The organism is Gordonia sp. 852002-50395_SCH5434458 (assembly GCF_001665905.1).
Taxonomy (GTDB): Bacteria; Actinomycetota; Actinomycetes; order Mycobacteriales; family Mycobacteriaceae; genus Gordonia; species Gordonia jacobaea.
Genome location: NZ_LZTC01000046.1, coordinates 1 through 20,724 on the forward strand (window position 1 = coordinate 1; position 20,724 = coordinate 20,724).

Consider the following 20,724-nt stretch of genomic DNA (forward strand, 5'->3'; position numbering starts at 1 on the left):
GCCTGTCGAGACCACCAGCCGCCCGAGCTCCTACTCGATGGTCGAGCTCAACCCGCTGGTCGAGCTGAACCCGCCGATCGAGCCCACCCGCTGATCGAGCCTGTCGAGATCACCCACCGGGCCCAGTGCTCTCGACCCGGGTGCTCCGCTGGTCGGGGCCCGCGCCACCTTGCCCAACGCCCACCAAACACCACACCCGCACAGCGCGTACACAACTCGGTCGTCAGCGCGACGCCAAGACAATAATCTCCTCGGCGCCCCGCTCACGTCACGATTGTGTACGCACCCCGGCTCCAGCTAGACCTTGCGACCCGTATGCACGCCAGCAGCCCGGCCGGGCTAGATGTGTGTCGAACCGAAGGATCTGTGTGCTGCAGCACCCACATCTTCCGATACGACACACATTTCGGGCTGCGCGTCATACTGATCCGCGGCCGTAGCGGGTTGCGCCGCCGACGGCGTGGTCTCGACAAGCTCAAGCAGCGGGTCGAGAGCACTGGGCCCGGTGGGTGATCTCGACAGGCTCGATCAGCGGGTGGGCTCGATCGGCGGGGTGGGGCTCGATCGGCGGCCGAACGGCTTCGCGGCGGAGGGCGACTACCTGATCGACGTCGCGTTTCCCGCCGCGATGCTCGCCGTCGAGATCGACGCTTCGCATACCACCGGGATGCCACGGCTTTTCAGCATGACCGCACTCGACGCAACACCCTGATCGGGACGCGATCCAGGTGCGGGGCGATCCAGGCTCAGAAGTCGCCTGCGTTGTGGCGCAGCTCGTGGATCGCGTCGACGAGGCCGCTGATCTGGTCCGAGGTCATTCCCACATCGGCGAACACCTCGCGGTTGAGCGTCGCGGTGGCGTCTTCGACCGTCGAGCGGCCCAGGTCGGTGATCTCGACGAGCGTGGTGCGGCCGTCGGTGGGGTGGGGGAGGCGTCGAACGAGTTGCGCCTCCTCGAGGCGTCGAATCGCATGGGTGACGCTGGTGACGTGCACCTGTAGGCGGTCGCTGGCCTTGGTGATCGGCAGTGCACCGTTGCGCGAAAAGGCAAGCAGCCGAAGTAATTCGTAGCGCGAGAAGGTCAGATCGTAAGGGCGGAGCGACGATTCGACGCGGGCCAGCAGGATCTGGTGGGCCCGCATCACGGACGTCACCGCGACCATCCCGTCTGCGACGTCGCCCCAGCCGGCCGACGTCCAATTGGCCTTCGCCTCGGCGATCGGGTCGAACTCCATGCTGTGCCCTGCCATGGCTGTCAGCCTATCTGCCGTCGACGCCGCCGGATGCCGCCCGGGGCTCCGCGCGTCTGCACTGCCGATCGAGCCGACGCTCCCGAGCGTCAGTCGCGGCTGCGGTGCGTGAGCAGCATCTCGATCGCGCCCACAATCGTGTCGACGAGGTCGGCGGCGGTGCGGCCGTCGAGTTCGTCGCGTTGCTCGTCGGAGCGGAGCATGATCATCGATTCGACGAGGCGGAAGGGGAGCAGGCTGCGGGTGTCTGTGGGGTCGTCGAGTACAGCCGCGGCGAGGGTTTCGTAGGCGGCGGCGAGTTCGCTTCGCGCTGTGCGGAATTGGGCGTAACGGTCGTCGCCCACCTCCGGGAGCAGGTACAGCGAGCCGAGGTTCCAGCGTTCGTCGACGAGCTGTGTGGCGTCGAATCGTGCGAGGTCGAGGAGTCGGTCGAGGGGTGCGCGGTCGTCGTCGAGCAGTTCTCTTGCGCGCTCGAGAGATCCGACGACGGTGGCGTCGAGCAGTGCGGCGAGAATGTCGTCCTTGTTCTTGAAGTAGTGGTACATCGACGCCTGGCGGATGCCGACGGCCTCGGCGATCATGCGTGTCGACGTCCCGGTGTAACCGTGGCGGCAGAAGAGTTCGGCTGCGGCGTCGAGGATTTCCTCACGCGCGGTGGCGCCCCGCCTGCGCTGTTCGACGAGGCGCGGTCGGCCGGGGCCTGGCGCCACTCGGCCTTGCCGGGACGCAGTACTCATCTGGAAGCTCTTTCATTCGTGCCGAGGCGTGGGTTGCGGCGATAGCGTCATCGAGTCTAGTCCGACCGATTCGCGGGAATTTCGCGATCTGAGCCCGCCGCAACGCGTGGGGTCGAAGCGACCTGGACCTCGTAACACGCTCGTAGCGTGAGTTTCCATCCCCGCAACATATCTGTCACCCGATAGAAAAAGCTCGGGCGTTATCTATCAACTGGCAGATAAACCCGCTCAATGTGGAGCCTCACCTCGAAGGAACTGACGATGACCTCCACCGCACAACCCGACTCCAAGGCTCCCGCCGGCACCTCGCCTACGAGCGACGTCGACGACGCCGACTCACTCGCCCAACTCGGCTACAAGCAGGAGTTGCACCGCGGCATCGGAGGATATGCCGCATTCGCCTCCGGCTTCTCGTTCGTCTCGATCCTCACCACCGTGTTCGCGCTGTTCGCGCTCGGCTTCGGTCTGGGCGGTCCCGCGTTCTTCTGGACCTGGCCGATCGTCTTCGTGTGCCAATTCTGCGTGTGCCTCGTCTTCGCGGAGCTCTCCGGGAAGTTCCCCGTCGCCGGAGCCGTCTACCAATGGTCTCGACGACTCGCCGGTGACGGAGTCGGCTGGTTCGCCGGTTGGTTCATGCTCGTCGGTTACATCGTCAGTGTCGCGGCACTGGCCATCGCGATGCAGAGCGTACTTCCCGAGATCTGGTCGGGCTTCCAATTCGTCGGCGACGACACAAGTCTCACGTCCGTCTCGGGTGCTACGAATGCGATCATCCTGGGCACCATCACGATCATCGGCTGCACGATCATCAGCGGCGTCGGCGTGAGCTTCATGGGCAAGATCACCGTCACGGGCGTGACCATCGAGATCATCGGCGTCGTGGCGCTCGTCGTCGCGATGTTCATCAAGGCGGAACGCTCACCCGCGGCGGCGATCGCGAACACCGGAGAACACGGACAGGGACTCGGCTACTTCCCGGCCTTCCTCGCTTCGATGCTCATGGCCTGCTACGTGATGTACGGATTCGACAGCGCTGCAGAGCTTTCCGAAGAGACCAAAGATCCTCGACGCACCGCGCCGAAGGCGATCATCAACGCGCTGCTCGTCTCGTTCGTCGGCGGAGGTCTGATGATCATCGGTGCGCTCATGGCCGCTCCGTCACTCGGTGCGCCGGAACTCTCCGCTCAGGGAATCGCCTGGGTCATCACCTCGCAACTCAACACCGTCCTCGGTAAGGCGCTGCTGATCATCGTCGCGATCTCGATCTTCTCCGCGACTCTCGCCATTCAGGCGTCGGCATCCCGAGTGATGTTCTCGATGGCACGCGACAATCGCCTCCCCTTCGGTTCAGCACTGGCAAAGGTCAACCCGCGCACCGGAACTCCCGTCATCACCGGCATCGTCGTCTCGGCGTTGGCGATTCTGATCTTGCTCGTCAACCTCGGGCAGGCGGGCGTCTTCGCTGCGATCACCAGCGTGTCGGTGGTCATCGTGTACCTCGCCTACCTGATGGTCACGGTGCCCGCACTCATCCATCGCCTGCGCGGAACCGAATTGAGCCACGGCCGACCGGTTTTCGGCCTCGGCAAGCGGGGCATCCCGGTCAACATCATCGCCGTCGTCATGGGTGGCCTGCTGATGGTGAACATCGCCTGGCCTCGCGCGGAGGTCTACGACCCCGACGGCGGCAACTGGGTACTGCAGTACTTCGCGATCCTCTTCGTCGCGGCGACGCTGATCGTCGGATTCCTCGCGTACCTCAAGGTCAAGGGACAGCCGGGAGCGCCGGAACCCGAAGACGCACTAGTCGGACGCAAGCGCTCGTAGCGATTGCCGCAATATCGATCAACTGATCGGTTTGTCAACCGAGCGACGACGCCCTGCCGGACCGTATCGAGTCCGTGCAGCCGACCACCGGGACGACCCGGAACCTCGCCAGCTCATTCTCGAAGGACGTCGACATGACCACCTCGACCACCACCTCTACATCCTCCACCGCCGGTGCTCGCGCGCATGCTCGTGCACAGGCGGGAGCCATCACCGACTCCATGCCCGTGGTGCCCGCCACCGACTGGCCGACGACGATCACCGACGTCGACTCGTCGACGCTCACCTGGGCCGAGACGGTTCCAGGCGGCAGGTACACCACCAAGGTACTCGCCCGCGGGACCCGAATCCGATTGCGCGACATCACCGGTGACGCGTGTGCACACCTGCTCCTGTGGCGCGTCGACGCCCCGTGGGAGCGCCTGAACGTCGCCGACACCGTCAAGGTGCCCTGGCAGGCCTACCTCACCACCGGTCACCCGCTGCTGAGCGATCAGGGCAGGGTGCTCGCCACCATCGTCGATGACACCAGCGCGAACCACGACGCGCTCACGGGCACAACCACACTCGCCGACAACGCCGCCAAATACGGCCACGGAGAGGCATATTCGACGACTCCCGCGGGGCGTGAGCTTCTCAAGCTGGCTGCGGCCAAGAACGGATTGACGCCCACCGATGTGGCGCCATCGCTCTCGCTCTTCGAGGGAGTGAAGGTCGACGACGAGGGATCGTTCGAGTTCCAGGGGAGCGCGGGCGCAGACAAGAGCGTCGACCTGCTTCTGCACCTACCGTGCATCGTGGCGATCGCCAATACCGCGCACCCGCTGGACCCCAGCGCGGAGTTCCGTTCGGGGCCTCTCGAAGTGCTCGCCTGGCGTGCCACCGACGACCTCGACGCGCTGCTTGCCGGCGTGGCCGACCGCGACCCCGAATACCAGCGAGCCGTCGCCAACAGCGAAGACGTGTACGGCGCGACGCGCTTCTGACGCGAAGTGGTTTCGACTCGGGTGCTCGCTGCGCTCGCGCCCGCTCAACCAGCGGGAGGCTCGCGCCCGGCTCAACCGGCGGAACACCAGTGGTTTCGACTCGGGTGCTCGCTGCGCTCGCGCCCGGCTCAACCAGCGGGAGGCTGGCGCCCGGCTCAACCAGCGGAACCGTTGAGCAGCGCCGAGAGCGAGCCGGTTCCCGCTGGTTGAGCAGCCGCGAGGAACGAGCGGCGTGTCGAAACCACCACCCCACCCCCGAACTCAACACATCCGAACGCAAGGACCAATCATGACCACCACGATCAATCCCACCACCGCCCCGGCGGCCGACCTCGCGCTCGTGCCCGGCGACGTCATCTACGACGGCATCGTCGCGGAGCGCGCTCCCTGGTCGGAAGTCGTTGCCGCGGGCGACGTTGCGACCATCGTCGACCTCCACGGCAACCAGGCCGTCGACACGCTGTTCTACGGCGGTCACGACCACTCGATCCGCTACTCGGCGCAGACAACCATTGCCGCGCAGGGGAATATCTTCCTGACCACCGGCACGGTCATCCGCGACCAGGAGTCGCAGCCGATGATGACGATCGTCGCCGACGAGGTCGGCAATCACGACACCCTCGGCGGTGCGTGCTCGCAGGAGTCCAACACGCTGCGCTACGGCCACCACACCAAGCATCAGCACGCGTGTGTCGAGAACTTCCTCATCGGCGGCTCACGTCACGGCCTCGGCAAGCGAGATCTCGTCGGGAACGTCAACTTCTTCATGAACGTGCCCGTCGACCCCGACGGTGCACTCGGAATCGTCGACGGCCTGTCCGCACCGGGCAAGCGCCTCGCACTGCGCGCCGAGGTCGACACCCTCGTGCTCGTGTCCAACTGCCCCCAGATCAACAACCCCTGCAACGGATTCGAGCCGACTGCCGTCCGCGTGATCGTCACGCGGCCGCGGGGCTGACCGAGTACCGACCGCCAGGAGACGAGATGAACAGCCAGACAACACAGTTCGACGGCGTCGACGTGCTACGCGCCGGACCCATGACCACCATCCAGGATTGGCCCGGCCGCGTCGGTTACTGGAAGGTCGGGGTCCCGCCGTCGGGTCCGATGGACGACCTGTCCTTCCGGCTCGCCAACATGGCCGTCGGAAATCCGGTCGACGCCGCGGGGCTCGAAGTGACGATGCTCGGACCGCGCCTGCGCTTCTCGACGTCGGCAACGGTTGCCGTGACCGGCGCTCCGGTCGCGTTGACCCTCGACGGAGTCGTTGTGCCCCAATGGGTCCCGCTCACAGTGCCGGCGGGCGGTGTGCTCGACGTCGGAGCCGTCGGCTCGCTCGGACTTCGCGTGTACATCGCGATCTCCGGGGGTGTCGAGGCCGAGGAGTACCTCGGCAGCCGGTCCACCTTCACGATGGGCAAGTTCGGCGGACTCGACGGTCGCGTCCTCGCCGACGGTGACATTCTGGCGCGCGCGGGTCTCCCGACCGGGAACCCGACGCGGATTCTCACCGAGGAGCAGCCCGCGTTCACGAATGCATGGCAGCTCGGGGTGACAGTCGGACCGCACTCGGCCCCGGAGTTCTTCACGCCAACCGACATCGCCGAGATCATGGGCACCGACTATCAGGTGCACTTCAACTCCGACCGCACCGGCATCCGCCTGGTCGGTCCCAAACCGCAGTGGGCGCGGACCGACGGCGGCGAGGCAGGGCTGCATCCGTCGAACATTCACGACAACGCGTATTCGGTTGGAGCGCTGGACTTCACCGGCGACACCCCGATCCTGCTCGGTCCGGACGGACCGAGCCTCGGCGGGTTCGTCTGCCCGGTGACGGTGACGGCGTCGGAGCGCTGGAAACTCGGGCAGCTCAAGCCCGGTGACACGGTGCGGTTCGTCGCGGTCAAGGCGGCGGAGGCGGCGTCGCCGGCAGAACTGGGTCTGGCACGCAGAGCGTGCTTCGTCGACGTGCTCTCTCGCGGAGGCGATTCCGACAGCGGAATCCTGGGAACCACGACGACGGCCGACGGCACCACGTCGGTGACCTACCGCCGCAGCGGAGACGACAACATCCTCGTCGAATACGGCGACATGCGACTCGATCTCGCTCTTCGTGCCCGTGTGCATGCGCTCGCCGAGCGTATCGAAGCGGAGAACCCCGCGGGCCTCGTCGACCTGACGCCTGGGATCAGATCGCTTCAGGTGAAAGCAGATCCGACGAAGTGGTCGCAGCTCGCCATGCGGGACTGGCTCATCGAGTGTGAGAGCCAGTTGCCGGCAGCGTCGGAACTCGTAGTACCTAGCCGCACAGTGCATCTGCCGCTGTCGTGGGACGACCCGGCCACGCGCGAGGCGATCGAGCGCTACATGCTCGGTGTACGCTCCGACGCACCCTGGTGTCCGTGGAACATCGAGTTCATCCGACGGATGAACGGACTCGACTCGGTCGACGACGTGCATCGGATCGTGTTCGACGCCGACTATCTCGTCCTCGGTCTCGGAGACGTGTATCTCGGTGCGCCCGTGGCAGTTCCGCTCGACCCCCGGCACCGGCTGGTCACGACGAAGTACAACCCGGCACGCACCTGGACCCCCGAGAACGCTGTCGGCATCGGGGGTGCCTACCTGTGTATTTACGGGATGGAGGGGCCTGGCGGCTACCAGTTCGTCGGCCGCACCACGCAGGTCTGGAACCATCGCTATCCGCAGCAGGCTCCAGGGTTCGATCCTGAACATCCCTGGCTGCTCCGCTTCTTCGACCGCATCAAGTGGTACCCGGTCGGCGCCGACGAACTGCTGGACATGCGGGCCGACGTCGCGGCGGGCCGCGGCGACAGCGTGAAAATCACCGAAGGCACCTTCTCATTGGCAGAACACGAGCGCTTCCTCGCCGACAACGCCGACGCCATTGCCGCATCCCGCACGACGATGGAGTACGCGCGCGCCGAAGAGCGTGAACGATGGTCCTTGGCCGGAGAGTTCACGACGACCGAGCAGAATGAGACCGACAGCTCCGATCCGAAGGGGAAGGTCGCATGACCAAGATCGACGACATCTACACCGCGATCCGCGACGCCGACCGGCCCGAGGTGTTCATCACCCTTCGCCCGCAGGCCGACGTCGCACGCGACTACCAGCAATCCGTGGCGAGCGATGGACCGCTGGCCGGAGTGACCCTCGCCGTGAAAGACAACGTCGACGTCGCGGGATTGCCCACGACCGCAGCGTGTCCCGGGTATGCCTACGTGCCCGATGCAGATGCGCCCACGGTTGCCGCGCTGCGCAAGGCCGGCGCGGTCGTCATCGGAAAGACCAACCTCGACCAGTTCGCCACCGGTCTCGTCGGAACCCGTAGTCCCTATGGCGCCGTGCGTGATTCACGGCGCACCGATCGAATCTCCGGCGGGTCGAGTTCCGGTTCTGCGGTTGCCGTCGCACTCGGTTTCGCCGACATCGCGATCGGTACCGACACCGCAGGGTCGGGCCGTGTTCCGGCAGGTCTGCAGGGGATAGTCGGCGTGAAGCCGACCGTTGGCGCGATCTCCACCGACGGGATCGTGCCCGCGTGTGCCGACTACGACGTCCCGACGATCTTTGCCGCCGACCTCGAGCTTGCGAACCTGGCCACCGCAGTGATGGCCGAGGCAACCGGCGAGCGGCCATTCGACACCGAGAGTCGGCTTGCAGCGCCCGAGGCTCCGATCATTGCGGTGCCCGCCGACCTCCCCGAGCTCGACGACCGCTGGCGCGACGCCTTCCGTGAGGCTGTGGCCGCGGCCGAGGCTGCGGGCTTCATGATCAAGACGGTCGACCTGACGCCCTTCCTCGCCGCAGCACGACTGCTCTACGACGACGCCCTCGTGTCGCAACGTTACGACGCCGTCGGTGAGTTCATCGACAGCGCAGCGGACTCCGACGATGTCGGACTCGATCCCGTTGTGGCACAGATCGTGTCGAAGGCATCCGGCTACACCGCCGTCGATCTGCTCCGTGCGCGACGTCGACTCGCCGAGCTCAGGGCGTTGGCGATGGAGCAATGGGGTGACGCGACGGCACTGATGGTGCCGACCGCGCCGTTCCACCCACGGATCGACGAGGTCGCCGCCGACCCGATCAGCGTCAACAGCCGGATGGGCACGTACACGAACTTTTGCAATCTGTTCGACCTCTGCGGATTGGCGGTCCCGGCAGGCGTCGTCGACGAGGCCGACGGAACCCGATCCCAGTTCGGTATCACGCTCCTCGCGGGTGCACACGAGGACGCGGTCCTCATCGATCTTGCTCGGCGACTGCGGGTTTCGGCAGCCGATTCCCGGCACGGCGCGTCGGCACCCACGTGGCCCGAGCGGGTCGCGCCATCGGTCGAGCTCGCCGTGTTCGGCGCACACATGGCTGGTGGCCCGCTGACGCACGAGCTCAGCGACCGCGGCGCGCGCTGGGGTAGGGAAGTACGCACAGCGCCGTCGTATCGTCTTGTGGCACTGGATACGACGCCGCCCAAGCCGGGTTTGATCCGCGACCTCGATGCGGGTCGTGTCATCGAAGGGGAGAGCTGGGTCCTGTCGCCCGCGGCGCTGGGCGAGTTCCTCGCCGCGCTGCCGCAACCGATGATGCTCGGCAAGGTCGAGCTCGCCGATGGCGACTGGGTGGTCGGATTCGGATGCGACGCGCAGGCCGGCGAGTCGGGGCGTCCGCTCGACCGCACGCGGTGGTGAGGCACTTTTCTTGAAACCGTCCGTTCTCGCCGAATCGTGGTGATTGAATCCTCCTAGCTCGGGGACGGTACTCGAGCCGATGTCTCGGAGGGGGCAAGCCACATGGCTCAATCGGCGGTGAACGGTGCGCGGCGCGGTGGAGTTCGTCGAGCGGAGAAGCAGGATCGACGCCGCAAGCGCAAAGCCGGTCAGCGAGCCGCCGCCGGCGCCGTGGCGGTGGCCGCCGCAACCACGCTGAGCTTCGGGCAGACGGTCGGGGCAGGGCACGCGGATGCCGGGGTCGCCGACGACATCGTCAATTCGATCGTCGATGGGGCCGGAACGGTCGCGGGCGTGTGGAACATCGACGTCTGCGCCACCGGCGAGACGAAAGGAAACGCCAACTGCGACGCCGCGACAAAGCTCGGGGTCGCGGTGGTCCTGCCGGACGAGATCTCCGTCATCCCGAGCGGCAACAACACGGCGCATGGATCGGCCGTCGTCAAGGGGTCGGGTTACGAGTTCGCTTTGGCGGGTCGCGAGGGCAAGGCGACGGCGATCGCTTACCTGCCGGTGAGTCTCGCGACCGCGGGGGCGACAGATGGACGTACTGCCTGGTCGTTCGCCGTGCTCGGAATGGCGAACGCATGGACGACGGATGCCACAGATGTCACGGCCTGGCACGACGGACCGCGCTTGACCAGCGTGCCGGGCGTGAAGTCGGTCGGCTGCTACGGAGGATTGACCGCAGGTTATGCCGAAGGTGTCGGCGCATGCAGCAATGTCCTGGGGACATTCGATTTTCGCTACTCCGAGCTCGACGAGACCAAGCACAACCTGACGATTCCCGAGGTTCAGTTCGCACTCACCGACCCGACCGCGGTGCTCTCGGATCCGGCGGGCGTTTTCGCGGACGTGATCAGCGACCTGCTGCAGGGTAGAACTCCTACTCTCAGCAAGGATTTCACTCGACTCACGGTCGGAGGCGACCGGACGGATGCGTATGGTCTACCTGTATTGCTCACCCTCACAAGCGATTACGGCACGCAGGCGCCCATCGTGGTGCACTGGCTCGGCTCGTCGGTGACGTTCAATCCGACGGTGACGGTCAACGGCAAGGTCAAGCCGAATCATCTGGGACTTCCCGTGATCACCCTCGGCGACGTCGACACGGCGCAGTTGTTGCCAACAGTCGACATCCCCGAGATCGCGTTCCCGTTCGGGGTGCCGTCGGTGGGCCCGTTCGGCGGGTCGAGCAGCGCCGCTAGCACGTCGAAGATCACCGCCCTCCGTGCGAGCAGCACGAGCGAGGCCACTGCTTCCACAGAGACCGTCACCGAGACCCCTGCGGCTTCGAGCGGACCGATCGCCGCCAACGAAAGCAGCACGGCAACAGAGCAATTCGACGCTCCTTCGGTACCGGAATCGACAGCTGATGCCGCGCAGAGGGATTCGTCGAGTCTCGGCGCTTCAGGATACGTGGGCAAGCATCGCTCGCTCGACGACTACGTGGGCAAACACCGTTCGACCGACGGCACAGGCGACCGGGCCGACGCGTCGTCGAACAGCTCCCCGAGTGCCGAAGCCACGACCGACTCTTCTGACACCAAGGCTCTCGACACCCAAGCCCCCGACACCCAAGCCCCCGACGCGAATGCCTCCGAAGCCGCATCGGGGTCAGCGCAGTCGACCGTTAGCGCTGCGGGCGGACAGTAGCCTTCCACGCGATCTGACTGTTTGTTACAACGGAAGAGGCCGATCACTCGACACGAGGAGACGACGATGAGCGGACCGATCTCAGGCGAAGACCTGCCCGAAGGCGTCGTCGACCCCGAAGCGCCACTCGACGACGAGCCCGGCGAATCGCTTGCCGACGATGCGCCGCTCGACGAGTTCGTGGACCCCCTTGCGGGAGTCGAACCGCCACAAGCCGACGACATTCCGAGCGCCGATTACGTCGAACAACACCTCGACGTCGACGAGGTGGAACCACCCCGGCGCGACGACTGACCGCAAAACCCCATTTGACCCTGAAACGTCGGCAGGCTCGAGAACCCCGTTGGCTACAGTGGAGCCACCGAAGCAGGTTCGGCCCCGATGTGTCGCCGACCGCTCGCTCACCGGAGTCAAGCGGTCGACGGTGGCGCACGCTAGGAGGAAGTCATGGCGATCGATCCCGCAAAGAGCAAGGCAGTCTCGCAAGTGGTGCGCGAGCATCCCGGAATGAGCCTTGTGGCAATCTCACCCGGCATCGTGGTCTTTCTCCTGGTAGGAATCTTCGCCAATTGGTTCCTGGCGATCGTGCTCGGCGTCGCAATGGTCGCAGGCGGGTACTACGTGCTGACGCGACAGAAGTGAGCAGGGCATAACCGGTGCGAGTACGACTGCGGACGGCTGACGCTCACTCGTGGGCAACGAGGCCCCGACGGTGAGCGCACGCGTCGACGCCTACATCTGGGCCATCCGGCTCACAAAAACACGTTCGGCTGCAGGTGACGCATGCCGCGGTGGTCATGTCCGGGTCAACGGGGCGACCGCGAAGCCCGCGCAACACGTCAGCATCGGCGACGAAGTGCGGCTCCGGCTGGGTGGTCGTGAGCGCATCGTCGAGGTGACCCAGGTGATCACCAAACGAGTGTCGCCCGCAGCGGCGTCGGCCTGCTACATCGACAAGAGCCCACCCCCGCCTGCCAAGGAGATCCTGGCGAGTCAGCCACGACGCGATCGCGGTGCCGGCCGGCCGACGAAACGCGAGCGACGCGAGATCGACAAGCTGATGCGCGGTGGCTTCCTCGTGTCCTTGGCGGTAGTGATCGCGCTGATCGGCAGTGCCTGCTCGTCGGACTCCGACGATTCGGGAGGCAACAGCAACGGCAACGCTGCGGCGCCGCCGGCGAAGGCGGGGTCGGGTCCGTTCTTCGGTGAATGCGGAGGCGTCACCACAGAGGAGGTCAACAACCTCACAAAACTCGGCACGCTGACCAACACGGTGAACAATTCGTCGGTGTGTGAGTGGTCGTCGAGCGCTGATCGCACCGGACCGGTGGCATCGTTCAACTGGTATCGCGGCTCACCGATCGGACGTGAGCGCGCCACCGAGCAACTCTCCCGCGAGTCGACCAAAGACATAGAAATCAACGGACACAAGGGATTCATCGCATCCGACACAGGCATCTGCGAGATCGGAATCGCCTTCGGTGCCGACTTCTTCGAGTGGTCGGTGAGCGCCGGTACCTCATCACTGAGCGCGCAGGCCCCCGACACCCAACAGATCTGCGACGCCACGCGTGAGCTCTCCGCGATGTCGATCGAGCGTGCGTCATGAGGCGCGTGAGACGCGTCGTCGTGCCGTTGCTTGTCGCTCTGGCCGTGCTTGTCGGCGCGCTTTCGGGCTGCACCGTCGACGGCCAGGCAGTCTCGTCCGAACAGGCCAACGCCGATCAGCCCGGCAACGTCGACACCGACCGATTCGACAAGTTGACCCTCGAATGCCAGGTGCTCTCGACAGCTCAGATCGCCAAAGCGGTCGGCGGAACGACGGCTCGGGGCACCTTCAACGGCGCGATCTGCCGATGGATCGTCGACGGGCCGGTCGCCGCGAACGTCACCTTCAACTGGTTCGAATGGGGCGACTTCAACGTCGAGAAAGACACCGCCAAGCGGCTCGGCTACACAACCGAGAACGTCCGCATCGTGAGTCAGGCTGCGTTCACGCAACGCGACCCCAGGCGCCCAGGGGTGTGCGGCGTGACCAGTCGCGCGCCCACACGTGGCGTCTACACGTTCTGGGTCGAACCGATCGGCGGAGCAGCAGCTGCCGACCCGTGCGCCGCCCCGACGAAGCTGATGGAACTACTCCTCAACGGTGGTCAATAGTCGCTGCCGATATCCACCGACCGGCGCCGCCGCGCTCGCCGAGGCATGATCTATGCCCATGGGAGACTCCGGGTTTCGATTTTTGCGTGCGCTACTCGTACCGGCGCTGGCGGCACTTGCGATCGTGGGCGTCGGATCGGTCGCCGACGCGGCCCCGGGCACCCGGTGTGCCGGCGCGACGGTCACCACCAGGACTGCCTCGCCGTCTCCGACGGGTTGGGCAGAGAACCTCACGTTCGATCCCTCGGGCAACCTGTGGGTCTCACGTCTCTACGGGAATTCGGTGGAACGCTACGACCGCTCCGGACGGCGCACCGCAACCGTCCCGGTGTGGGCGCCCGGCGCGTTGCGCGTCGGTCCAGGCGGTGATCTGTACGTGAACTCGGGCGACCAGTTGTCGTTCGGCACGGAGCGCAAGGGCGTCGTCGTAAAGCTTGATCCGCTTGCAGCTCAACCTAATCCGACGGTATATGCACGCGGGTTCGCGATGCCCAACGGGCTGGCGTTCGACGCGGACGGGTTCGGATACGTCGTCGACAGTTCGCTCGGAGTTGTCCGAGTCGCGCCCGGTGGCGCCATCGACCGACGATGGACGGATACGGCCCGCGCGGCGTTCGCCACGTCGCGGGCCGTCAACGGGTTCAGCCCCAATGGTGCGGTGGTCATCGGCAACCACCTCTACCTGACCTTCACGGCAAGCCGAACGGGACGGGTCGTCGCGGTACCGCTCGACGATCCCGGCTCGATGCGTGTCGTCGCCGACCTCACGGCTCCACTGCCCGGCTTGCTCGACGACCTCACCGCGCTGGACCCGCACACCATCGCTGTCACGTCGACGCTCGGCTCGCTCATCCTCGTCGACGTGCGCACGGGCGCACACTGCAGCATTGCACTCGGCCGACCGGCGACGGCCGTCGCCGTGCAACCCGCGGATTCGCGTGCCCTGGTGGTCGCGTCGGAGACCGGTGACCTGCTCGACGTACGGCTCGCCAAATGAACAAGAAGCAAACATATGTTCGACTAGTACGCCGATCGTGATTAAGGTGAGTCCATGACTCTCTCGGTTGCCATGATCACTGTCGACACGCTCGAGCCAATTTCGCTCGCCACCTGGTGGGCAACCAATCTCGGCGGCACGATCGTCGCGGAGAATGACGGATTCTTCGTCGTCGTCGCGCTCCGTGACGGCGGACCCGCCATCGGCTTCCAGAAAGTCGACGACCCGACGCCGGGGAAGAACCGCATCCACCTCGACCTCGCGTCGCCCGACTATCCGGCCATCGTCGACACTCTCGTCATGAACGGGGCCACCAAGCTCGGCGACCGGGAGATCCCTGGTGGTGGCTTCGGATGGACCACGCTGACAGATCCCGCCGGCAACGAGTTCTGCGTGTCAGGCGGTCACTGACCGATCCGACGCGGCCCGATCGCCGGCCTCCCGATCGACAGCCTCTTGATCAACGGTCTCCTGATCGCCGGCCGCCTGGTCGGCGGAGCGCTTCGTCACCGACACGGTGGCTGCGACCTGGTCCTCGCCGTCGTCGTCGGGAATGAGCATCCACAGGAGAAGCCGTTCAGGTTCCCGGACGCGCCGCAACGTGATCGGCGTGCCGGGGACGATCGGACGCAGGTACTCGATCACCAGCCGGTGCGGTCCGTCGATCAGATCGAGATGATCGACGAGTTCGTCCTCGACCGCCTCGAGGTACGCGGCGTTGTTGAGGTGCTTGAACGGGTCGAAGTCGGTGCTGCGCAACACATGTTCGCGGTCGTCGGCCGACGCACCCTCGGCGTCGGGAGCCTTCTCCGGATTCAGCGACTTCCAGCGCAGGCGGTGCTCGTCGGTCATCGACGAGAGCAGCTCGAACGCGTCGTCGGAGATTCGCGACGGCATGCCCTGGTCGTTGACGTTGATCCAGAACGCCTCTGTCTCGATCAATCCGGACTCGCGTGGTTCGGGGTTGAACCGATTGGTCTCGTGCTCGGCTGTCAGCCGGACGCGCATGTTGGTCCACCGGGTCGAGAGCGACCCGCACCACCGCTGCGCGGTGACGGTCGCAGGCCACGAGATGGGCTTGATGACGTCGACGACGGTCCGCCGCACAATCCAGAACGGATCCGAATCGCCGAGTTCGGTTGCCTCGATGTTGTCGTTGGCGACGTCCTGCAGATACCTGGCGACGGCGTCGAGTCGTACGCGCATGTCTTGGTCGACGTCGCCGGTCCGCACGCGGTACGTCGCCTCGAAGAAGCGCGCGCCGTCCTTGCGGTCGGGGAGTGCTGCGCCGGTGGCCTGGCTGTTGTCGCGGGTCAATAGATGTCCTCTGTCGGCTGTGTCGGCTGGCTCACACGCCACGGTTACGATCGGGTAGCTCACGGTGTGGTCGTTAAGATACAGTCACCACAAAACTAGAACACGTTCTACGTGTTGACTTCGAGGACAGCACAGATGGCCCATGTGATCACACGCCCCTGTTGTAACGATGCGAGCTGCGTCGCGGTGTGCCCGGTCAACTGTATCCACCCGACGCCGGATGAGCCCACATTCTTCACCGCGGAAAGCCTCTACATCGATCCGGACACCTGCATCGACTGCGGGGCATGTATCGACGAGTGCCCCGTCGAGGCGATCATTCCCGACGACCAGCTCGACGAGCGTGACGAGCCCTACCTGCAGATCAACGCCGACTACTACAAGGATCACGACGTCGACGGTGGCTTGGTTCCCCCGAAGAAGGCCCCCAAACTCCCCGAGGGAGATGTCCGCGTCGCCATCGTCGGCGCCGGGCCTGCCGCGTTCTATGCCGCGGAAGAGCTGGTCCGCAAACCGCAGATCTCTGTCGACATGTTCGACCGTCTGCCCACGCCGTACGGGCTGGTGCGCGCGGGAGTCGCCCCCGACCACGCTGCCACCAAGGGCGTCGAGTCGACCTTCGCGGCGACCTCGGCCAAGCGCAACTTCCGCTACTTCCTCAACGTCGAGGTCGGTAAACACATCAGCCACGACGAACTCACCGCCCGCTACAACGCCGTCGTCTATGCGGTCGGCGCCCCAACGGACAAGCGGCTCGGTATCGCCGGCGAGGACCTGTCGGGTTCGGTGTCGGCGACCGAGTTCGTCGCCTGGTACAACGGTCATCCCGATTTCGCCGACCTCACCTTCGATCTGTCCGGCGAGCGCGCGGTCGTCGTGGGCAACGGCAACGTCGCGCTCGACGTCGCACGCATTCTGGTCACCGATCCCGACGACCTCGCCAAGACCGACATCGCCGATCACGCCCTCGCCGCGCTCCGCGAGTCGAACATCCGCGAGGTGGTGCTCCTCGGCCGACGCGGAATCGCGCAGGCCGCCTACACCAACAGTGAGTTCCTTGCGCTGGGTGAGGTCGACGGTGTCGACGTGATCATCGATCCCGCCGAGCTCACACTCGACCCGGTGTCGGAGGCCGCGCACTCCGACGACCACTTGGATTCGACGATCGCAACCAAGCTGCGACTCGCGCAGGAGTTCGCGCAGCGCCCCACCACCGACGGAAACAAGCGGATCGTCTTCCGCTTCCTGACGTCGCCGACGGAACTGACCGGCGACGGGAAGGTCGAAGAACTGCACGCCGTGCGCAACGTCTACACCGAGGCCGGTGAGAACGTCGCGATCATGCCGACCGACAACAGCATCGACTTCGAGACCGGCCTCGTGCTGCGCGCGATCGGCTATCGCGGCGTACCCATCAACGACGTCCCGTTCGACGAGGTGCGCTGCGTGGTACCCAACGTCGAGGGCAGGGTGCAATCGAGCGTCGACGGCGAGGTCGTCCGAGGTCTGTACGTGACCGGATGGATCAAGCGCGGCGCCACCGGCGGTATCGGACGCAACCGCCTGTGCGGGCAGGAGACAGCGGAATCGGTGATCGCCGACTTCGTCGACGGCGTACTGCCGCAGGCGTCTACCTCGGCAGACGACGTCGCCGACCTGGTGGCCGACCACGGCGCCCATCGCATCGACCTCCCCGGTTGGAAGAACATCGACGCCACCGAACGCAGTGCTGGCAAGTCGGCGGGGCGGCGTCGTGTGAAACTGGTGCATATCGAAGAACTCGAGTCGGCGTCCCGAGAGGCAGCCGAATCGAGATCGTGACAGCGGCGTCGTCGAGCGAGCCGGGTCAGTCGTCGAATGGGCCGGCGAGCCGTAGCAGCGTCGGGCCGTAGACGGTCCGTGAATGGAGAGGTGGAAACACAAGGTGCGCGTGGCATTTCTGTCGTATCGCAGCAAGCCGCATTGCGGTGGGCAAGGCGTCTACGTACGCCACCTCAGCAGAGAATTGGCGCTGCTGGGGCATCAGGTCGAGATCTTTTCGGGACAGCCGTATCCCGAGCTCGACCAGTCGGCGATAGACGCGGGCGTCACGCTCACCAAGGTCCCGAGCCTCGGTCTCTACGACGAACCCGACCCGTTCCGCACTCCGCGGCCCAGTGAATTCCGTGACTGGATCGACGCCCTCGAGGTGGGTGCGATGTGGACGGCGAGCTTCGGCGAGCCGCTGACGTTCAGCCTTCGTGTCGCGCGGCTGCTCGCCGACCGTCGCGACGACTTCGACATCGTGCACGACAACCAGTGCCTCGGCTACGGCCTGCTGCAGATCCAGAAGCAGGGCTATCCGTTGATCGCGACGATCCACCACCCGATTACGCGTGATCGGTCGTTGGCGGTGAAGGCGGCCAAGGGGTGGCGCAAGGTCAGCGCGTGGCGGTGGCATTCGTTCCTGCGGATGCAGGGTCGGGTCTCGCGTCGCATTCCGGAGTTGTTGACGGTGTCGCGGAGCAGCGAGGTCGACATCCGCAAGGCCTTCGACATCGAGGCCGGTCGGATCACGACCATCCCGCTCGGCGTCGACACCGCAATCTTCCGCCCCGAGGCCGCTGCGGCGCGTGTGCCCGGTCGCGTGGTCTGCGTTGCCAGCGCCGACGCCCCTCTCAAGGGTGTGTCGTATCTGCTGGAGGCGATCGCCAAGTTGAGCGCCGAGCGCGACGTCGAACTGACGTTGGTCTCCAAGCTCGACCCCGACGGACCGTCGGCGAAGATGATCGACGACCTCGCCATCTCCTCGCGGGTGCGCGTGGTGTCCGGGCTGGAGGATTCGGAGATGGCGGAGCTACTCGCGTCCGCCGAGGTCGCCTGCGTGCCATCGCTGTACGAGGGGTTCTCCCTGCCTGCAGTGGAGGCCATGAGCTGCGGCACGCCGCTTGTCGCCACGCACGCGGGCGCGATCCCCGAGGTCGTCGGCACCGACGGCCGGTCGGCTACGCTGGTGCCTCCGCGTGATTCCGAACGACTCGCGCAGGCGATCGGGACGCTGCTCGATGACGAATCCGCCCGCGCCGCAATGGGTGTGGCCGCGCGTGAGCGGGTAGAAGATCGCTATAGCTGGGCTGCTGTCGCAGCGAAGACGGCGGCACATTACGAGACGGTTCTCGCGCGGGTGCGTAGTGAGGACGCGAACTCGCAAGGGGTAACGATGGATTCGGAGAAGGGGAGTCATGCTCACAGTTGATTTCGACCGCTTGGGCGTCGGGTCGCACACGAAGGTGATCGACATCGGTGCGGGCCAGGGCAGGCACTCGTTCGAGATGTTCCGTCGCGGTGCAGATGTCATCGCGTTCGACCAGTCCGAGAGCGACATGGCCGACGTTGCCGAGATGTTCGACGCGATGATGGCCGAAGGTCAGGTCCCCGCCGACGCCAAGGCGCGCGCAGAGGTCGGCGATGCTCTGCGACTTCCGTACGCAGACAACAGCTTCGACGTCGTGCTGATGTCGGAAATCCTGGAGCACATCCCGTCCGACGAGGCTGCCATCGCCGAGATGGCGCGCATCCTCAAGCCCGGCGGCATCGGCGCTGTGACGGTGCCGCGGTACTGGCCCGAGAAGGTGTGCTGGGCGCTGTCGGACGCCTACCACGAGGTCGAGGGCGGTCACGTCCGGATCTACAAGGCGTCGGAGCTGGCGGACAAACTGCGTGCGGCGGGCCTCGAGGTGACCGGGACCGATCACGCGCATGCCCTGCACGCCCCCTACTGGTGGCTCAAATGTGCTGTGGGCGTTGAGAACAACAAGAACCCGTTGGTACAGGCGTACCACAAGCTGTTGGTGTGGGACATGATGTCGGCACCGGCTCTCACCCGTGTGGGTGAGCAGGTTCTCAACCCCGTGATCGGCAAGTCGGTCGCGTTGTATCTGCGGAAGCCGGAGAGCGCGGCGTCGTGACTCCGACGTCGAGCGTCGTCGACCAGTCTCCCGGTCGATGACCGCACAGGCGCACGTCGGTGCGCTCGCCATTGCCGGTGTTGTGACCGGTGAGCAGATGCGTGCCACCGGCGCCGCCATCGCCGCCATGCAGGAGAATTCCGGCGCACTGCCGTGGTTCCCCGGTGGACGCACCGATCCCTGGGATCACATCGAGTCGGCAATGGCGCTGAGCGTCACCGGCTTTCACGCAGAAGCGGAGGCCGCATACGCCTGGAGTCTGCATACGCAACGCGACGACGGATCGTGGCCGCTGCGCTTCGACTCGGGTGTCGTGACCGACCACGGCACCGACTCCAACTTCTGTGCCTACATCGCTGTCGGCGTGTGGCATCACTACCAGATCACCGGCGACGTCGTGTTCCTCGAACGCATGTGGCCGGTCGTGTGGTCGGCGATCAACCTCGTCCTGCGTTTCCAGCGTCCCGACGGCGCCTTCCGCTGGGCGGGCGACCACGCGACCGGCACCATGTTCGACGAGGCGCTGATCACAGGGAATGCCAGCATCTTTCAGGCGCTCGACTGTGCAGTGCGCATCGCGGCCGAGGTGGAGCAACCCGACGACGAGTGGGTGCGTGCCCGTGAGGCGTTGCGCGACGCATTTCGTTGTAGGCCAGAGGTTTTCGAGAAGCCGTCCGAGCACTCGATGGACTGGTACTACCCGGTGCTCGGCGGGGCGGTCCGCGGTCGTGCCGGTCAGGAGATGATCGCTCGACGCTGGGACGAGTTCGTCGTACCCGGTCTCGGCGCGCGCTGCGTCGACCACCGGCCCTGGGTGACCGGTGCCGAAACCTGCGAACTGGCAATCGCACTCGATGCGCTGGGCGACACCGCGGACGCCGTGAAGCTCATCGCATCCATCCAGCATCTGCGCGACCCCGACGGCTCGTACTGGACCGGACTCGTCTTCGACGACGGTAAACGCTGGCCGGTCGAGAAGAGTTGTTGGACGTCGGCGGCGGTTGTCCTTGCCGTCGACGCGGTCACGAGAAGCAGTGAGGCCAACGGGATCTTCCGCGACGCAGGAGTGTTCTGAGCGCCTGGGCTTGGGCGA

20 protein-coding genes are annotated in these 20,724 nt (G+C 65.8%); 17 read left to right on the top strand and 3 right to left on the bottom strand.

Annotation, left to right across the window (positions count from 1 at the left end; all coding sequences use genetic code 11):
- The first annotated feature begins 505 nt into the window (after positions 1 to 505).
- Positions 506 to 712 carry a hypothetical protein gene (locus tag A5785_RS23490; RefSeq protein WP_064866427.1) on the top strand — a complete coding sequence of 69 codons (207 nt, stop codon included), beginning with the start codon at positions 506 to 508 and terminating at the stop codon, positions 710 to 712.
- 34 nt (positions 713 to 746) lie between these two features.
- Here the strand turns inward: A5785_RS23490 and A5785_RS10910 are convergent, their stop codons facing one another.
- Together A5785_RS10910 and A5785_RS10915 are read right to left on the bottom strand one after the other, a co-directional pair.
- On the bottom strand, positions 747 to 1,250 hold the full coding sequence (locus A5785_RS10910) for a MarR family transcriptional regulator (RefSeq protein WP_049698724.1): 504 nt from the start codon (positions 1,248 to 1,250) through the stop codon (positions 747 to 749).
- An 89-nt stretch (positions 1,251 to 1,339) separates the two neighbouring features.
- A complete protein-coding gene (locus A5785_RS10915) occupies positions 1,340 to 1,987 on the bottom strand; it encodes a TetR/AcrR family transcriptional regulator (protein ID WP_064866429.1) in 648 nt (215 codons plus the stop codon).
- Between the two features lie 261 nt (positions 1,988 to 2,248).
- On the opposite strand from A5785_RS10915, the gene A5785_RS10920 reads away from it, so the two are divergent.
- The 12 genes from A5785_RS10920 (at position 2,249) to A5785_RS10975 (ending at position 14,778) form a co-directional block, all read left to right on the top strand.
- A complete protein-coding gene (locus tag A5785_RS10920) occupies positions 2,249 to 3,814 on the top strand; it encodes an amino acid permease (RefSeq protein ID WP_064866486.1) in 1,566 nt (521 codons plus the stop codon).
- A gap of 134 nt (positions 3,815 to 3,948) precedes the next feature.
- Positions 3,949 to 4,800: an urea amidolyase associated protein UAAP1 gene (locus A5785_RS10925; protein ID WP_064866488.1), complete on the top strand. Its 852-nt coding sequence runs from the start codon at positions 3,949 to 3,951 to the stop codon at positions 4,798 to 4,800.
- A 289-nt stretch (positions 4,801 to 5,089) separates the two neighbouring features.
- Entirely contained in the window at positions 5,090 to 5,758 is a 669-nt protein-coding gene (locus A5785_RS10930) for an urea amidolyase associated protein UAAP2 (protein WP_064866431.1), read from the top strand.
- Positions 5,759 to 5,784: 26 nt separating this feature from the next.
- The gene (locus tag A5785_RS10935; RefSeq protein ID WP_064866433.1) at positions 5,785 to 7,839 is read left to right on the top strand and encodes a 5-oxoprolinase/urea amidolyase family protein; all 2,055 of its coding nucleotides are present in this window, start codon (positions 5,785 to 5,787) and stop codon (positions 7,837 to 7,839) included.
- Complete coding sequence (gene atzF / locus A5785_RS10940; RefSeq protein ID WP_064866435.1) at positions 7,836 to 9,515, top strand: allophanate hydrolase; 1,680 nt, start codon at positions 7,836 to 7,838, stop codon at positions 9,513 to 9,515. Before A5785_RS10935 ends, atzF begins: the two co-directional genes overlap by 4 nt.
- 102 nt (positions 9,516 to 9,617) lie before the next feature.
- On the top strand, positions 9,618 to 11,210 hold the full coding sequence (locus A5785_RS10945) for a hypothetical protein (RefSeq protein ID WP_064866437.1): 1,593 nt from the start codon (positions 9,618 to 9,620) through the stop codon (positions 11,208 to 11,210).
- Positions 11,211 to 11,276: 66 nt separating this feature from the next.
- Positions 11,277 to 11,504, top strand: a complete 228-nt coding sequence (locus tag A5785_RS10950; RefSeq protein ID WP_064866439.1) for a hypothetical protein — start codon at positions 11,277 to 11,279, stop codon at positions 11,502 to 11,504.
- 153 nt (positions 11,505 to 11,657) lie between these two features.
- Complete coding sequence (locus A5785_RS10955) at positions 11,658 to 11,852, top strand: hypothetical protein (protein WP_064866441.1); 195 nt, start codon at positions 11,658 to 11,660, stop codon at positions 11,850 to 11,852.
- 70 nt (positions 11,853 to 11,922) lie between these two features.
- Complete coding sequence (locus A5785_RS10960) at positions 11,923 to 12,819, top strand: DUF3558 family protein (protein ID WP_049699019.1); 897 nt, start codon at positions 11,923 to 11,925, stop codon at positions 12,817 to 12,819.
- The gene (locus tag A5785_RS10965; RefSeq protein WP_064866443.1) at positions 12,816 to 13,370 is read left to right on the top strand and encodes a DUF3558 domain-containing protein; all 555 of its coding nucleotides are present in this window, start codon (positions 12,816 to 12,818) and stop codon (positions 13,368 to 13,370) included. The genes A5785_RS10960 and A5785_RS10965 overlap by 4 nt, the downstream gene beginning before the upstream one ends.
- A 58-nt stretch (positions 13,371 to 13,428) precedes the next feature.
- Positions 13,429 to 14,367 (top strand): SMP-30/gluconolactonase/LRE family protein, encoded by a 939-nt coding sequence (locus A5785_RS10970; protein WP_064866490.1) that lies wholly within the window; start codon positions 13,429 to 13,431, stop codon positions 14,365 to 14,367.
- 54 nt (positions 14,368 to 14,421) lie between these two features.
- Positions 14,422 to 14,778, top strand: a complete 357-nt coding sequence (locus tag A5785_RS10975; protein WP_064866445.1) for a VOC family protein — start codon at positions 14,422 to 14,424, stop codon at positions 14,776 to 14,778.
- Here the strand turns inward: A5785_RS10975 and A5785_RS10980 are convergent.
- Entirely contained in the window at positions 14,764 to 15,684 is a 921-nt protein-coding gene (locus tag A5785_RS10980) for an acyl-[acyl-carrier-protein] thioesterase (protein WP_231894104.1), read from the bottom strand. The two genes, A5785_RS10975 and A5785_RS10980, sit on opposite strands and share 15 nt — an antisense overlap.
- Positions 15,685 to 15,819: 135 nt before the next feature.
- Between A5785_RS10980 and A5785_RS10985 the strand changes: the two genes are divergently transcribed.
- From A5785_RS10985 to A5785_RS11000, 4 genes are all read left to right on the top strand, one after another.
- The gene (locus A5785_RS10985; protein ID WP_064866449.1) at positions 15,820 to 17,505 is read left to right on the top strand and encodes an FAD-dependent oxidoreductase; all 1,686 of its coding nucleotides are present in this window, start codon (positions 15,820 to 15,822) and stop codon (positions 17,503 to 17,505) included.
- A gap of 103 nt (positions 17,506 to 17,608) precedes the next feature.
- On the top strand, positions 17,609 to 18,919 hold the full coding sequence (locus A5785_RS10990; protein ID WP_064866492.1) for a glycosyltransferase family 4 protein: 1,311 nt from the start codon (positions 17,609 to 17,611) through the stop codon (positions 18,917 to 18,919).
- Positions 18,906 to 19,631 carry a class I SAM-dependent methyltransferase gene (locus tag A5785_RS10995; protein WP_064866451.1) on the top strand — a complete coding sequence of 242 codons (726 nt, stop codon included), beginning with the start codon at positions 18,906 to 18,908 and terminating at the stop codon, positions 19,629 to 19,631. Before A5785_RS10990 ends, A5785_RS10995 begins: the two co-directional genes overlap by 14 nt.
- A gap of 37 nt (positions 19,632 to 19,668) precedes the next feature.
- Positions 19,669 to 20,706: a hypothetical protein gene (locus tag A5785_RS11000; RefSeq protein ID WP_064866453.1), complete on the top strand. Its 1,038-nt coding sequence runs from the start codon at positions 19,669 to 19,671 to the stop codon at positions 20,704 to 20,706.
- Positions 20,707 to 20,724: the final 18 nt, after the last annotated feature.

Coding starts and splice junctions, on each gene's coding strand:
- A5785_RS10910 (WP_049698724.1), bottom strand. CDS start 1,250: ATGGCAGGGCACAGCATGGAGTTCGACCCGATCGCCGAGGCGAAGGCC.
- A5785_RS10915 (WP_064866429.1), bottom strand. CDS start 1,987: ATGAGTACTGCGTCCCGGCAAGGCCGAGTGGCGCCAGGCCCCGGCCGA.
- A5785_RS10920 (WP_064866486.1), top strand. CDS start 2,249: ATGACCTCCACCGCACAACCCGACTCCAAGGCTCCCGCCGGCACCTCG.
- A5785_RS10925 (WP_064866488.1), top strand. CDS start 3,949: ATGACCACCTCGACCACCACCTCTACATCCTCCACCGCCGGTGCTCGC.
- A5785_RS10930 (WP_064866431.1), top strand. CDS start 5,090: ATGACCACCACGATCAATCCCACCACCGCCCCGGCGGCCGACCTCGCG.
- A5785_RS10935 (WP_064866433.1), top strand. CDS start 5,785: ATGAACAGCCAGACAACACAGTTCGACGGCGTCGACGTGCTACGCGCC.
- atzF (WP_064866435.1), top strand. CDS start 7,836: ATGACCAAGATCGACGACATCTACACCGCGATCCGCGACGCCGACCGG.
- A5785_RS10945 (WP_064866437.1), top strand. CDS start 9,618: ATGGCTCAATCGGCGGTGAACGGTGCGCGGCGCGGTGGAGTTCGTCGA.
- A5785_RS10950 (WP_064866439.1), top strand. CDS start 11,277: ATGAGCGGACCGATCTCAGGCGAAGACCTGCCCGAAGGCGTCGTCGAC.
- A5785_RS10955 (WP_064866441.1), top strand. CDS start 11,658: ATGGCGATCGATCCCGCAAAGAGCAAGGCAGTCTCGCAAGTGGTGCGC.
- A5785_RS10965 (WP_064866443.1), top strand. CDS start 12,816: ATGAGGCGCGTGAGACGCGTCGTCGTGCCGTTGCTTGTCGCTCTGGCC.
- A5785_RS10970 (WP_064866490.1), top strand. CDS start 13,429: ATGGGAGACTCCGGGTTTCGATTTTTGCGTGCGCTACTCGTACCGGCG.
- A5785_RS10975 (WP_064866445.1), top strand. CDS start 14,422: ATGACTCTCTCGGTTGCCATGATCACTGTCGACACGCTCGAGCCAATT.
- A5785_RS10985 (WP_064866449.1), top strand. CDS start 15,820: ATGGCCCATGTGATCACACGCCCCTGTTGTAACGATGCGAGCTGCGTC.
- A5785_RS10995 (WP_064866451.1), top strand. CDS start 18,906: ATGCTCACAGTTGATTTCGACCGCTTGGGCGTCGGGTCGCACACGAAG.
- A5785_RS11000 (WP_064866453.1), top strand. CDS start 19,669: ATGACCGCACAGGCGCACGTCGGTGCGCTCGCCATTGCCGGTGTTGTG.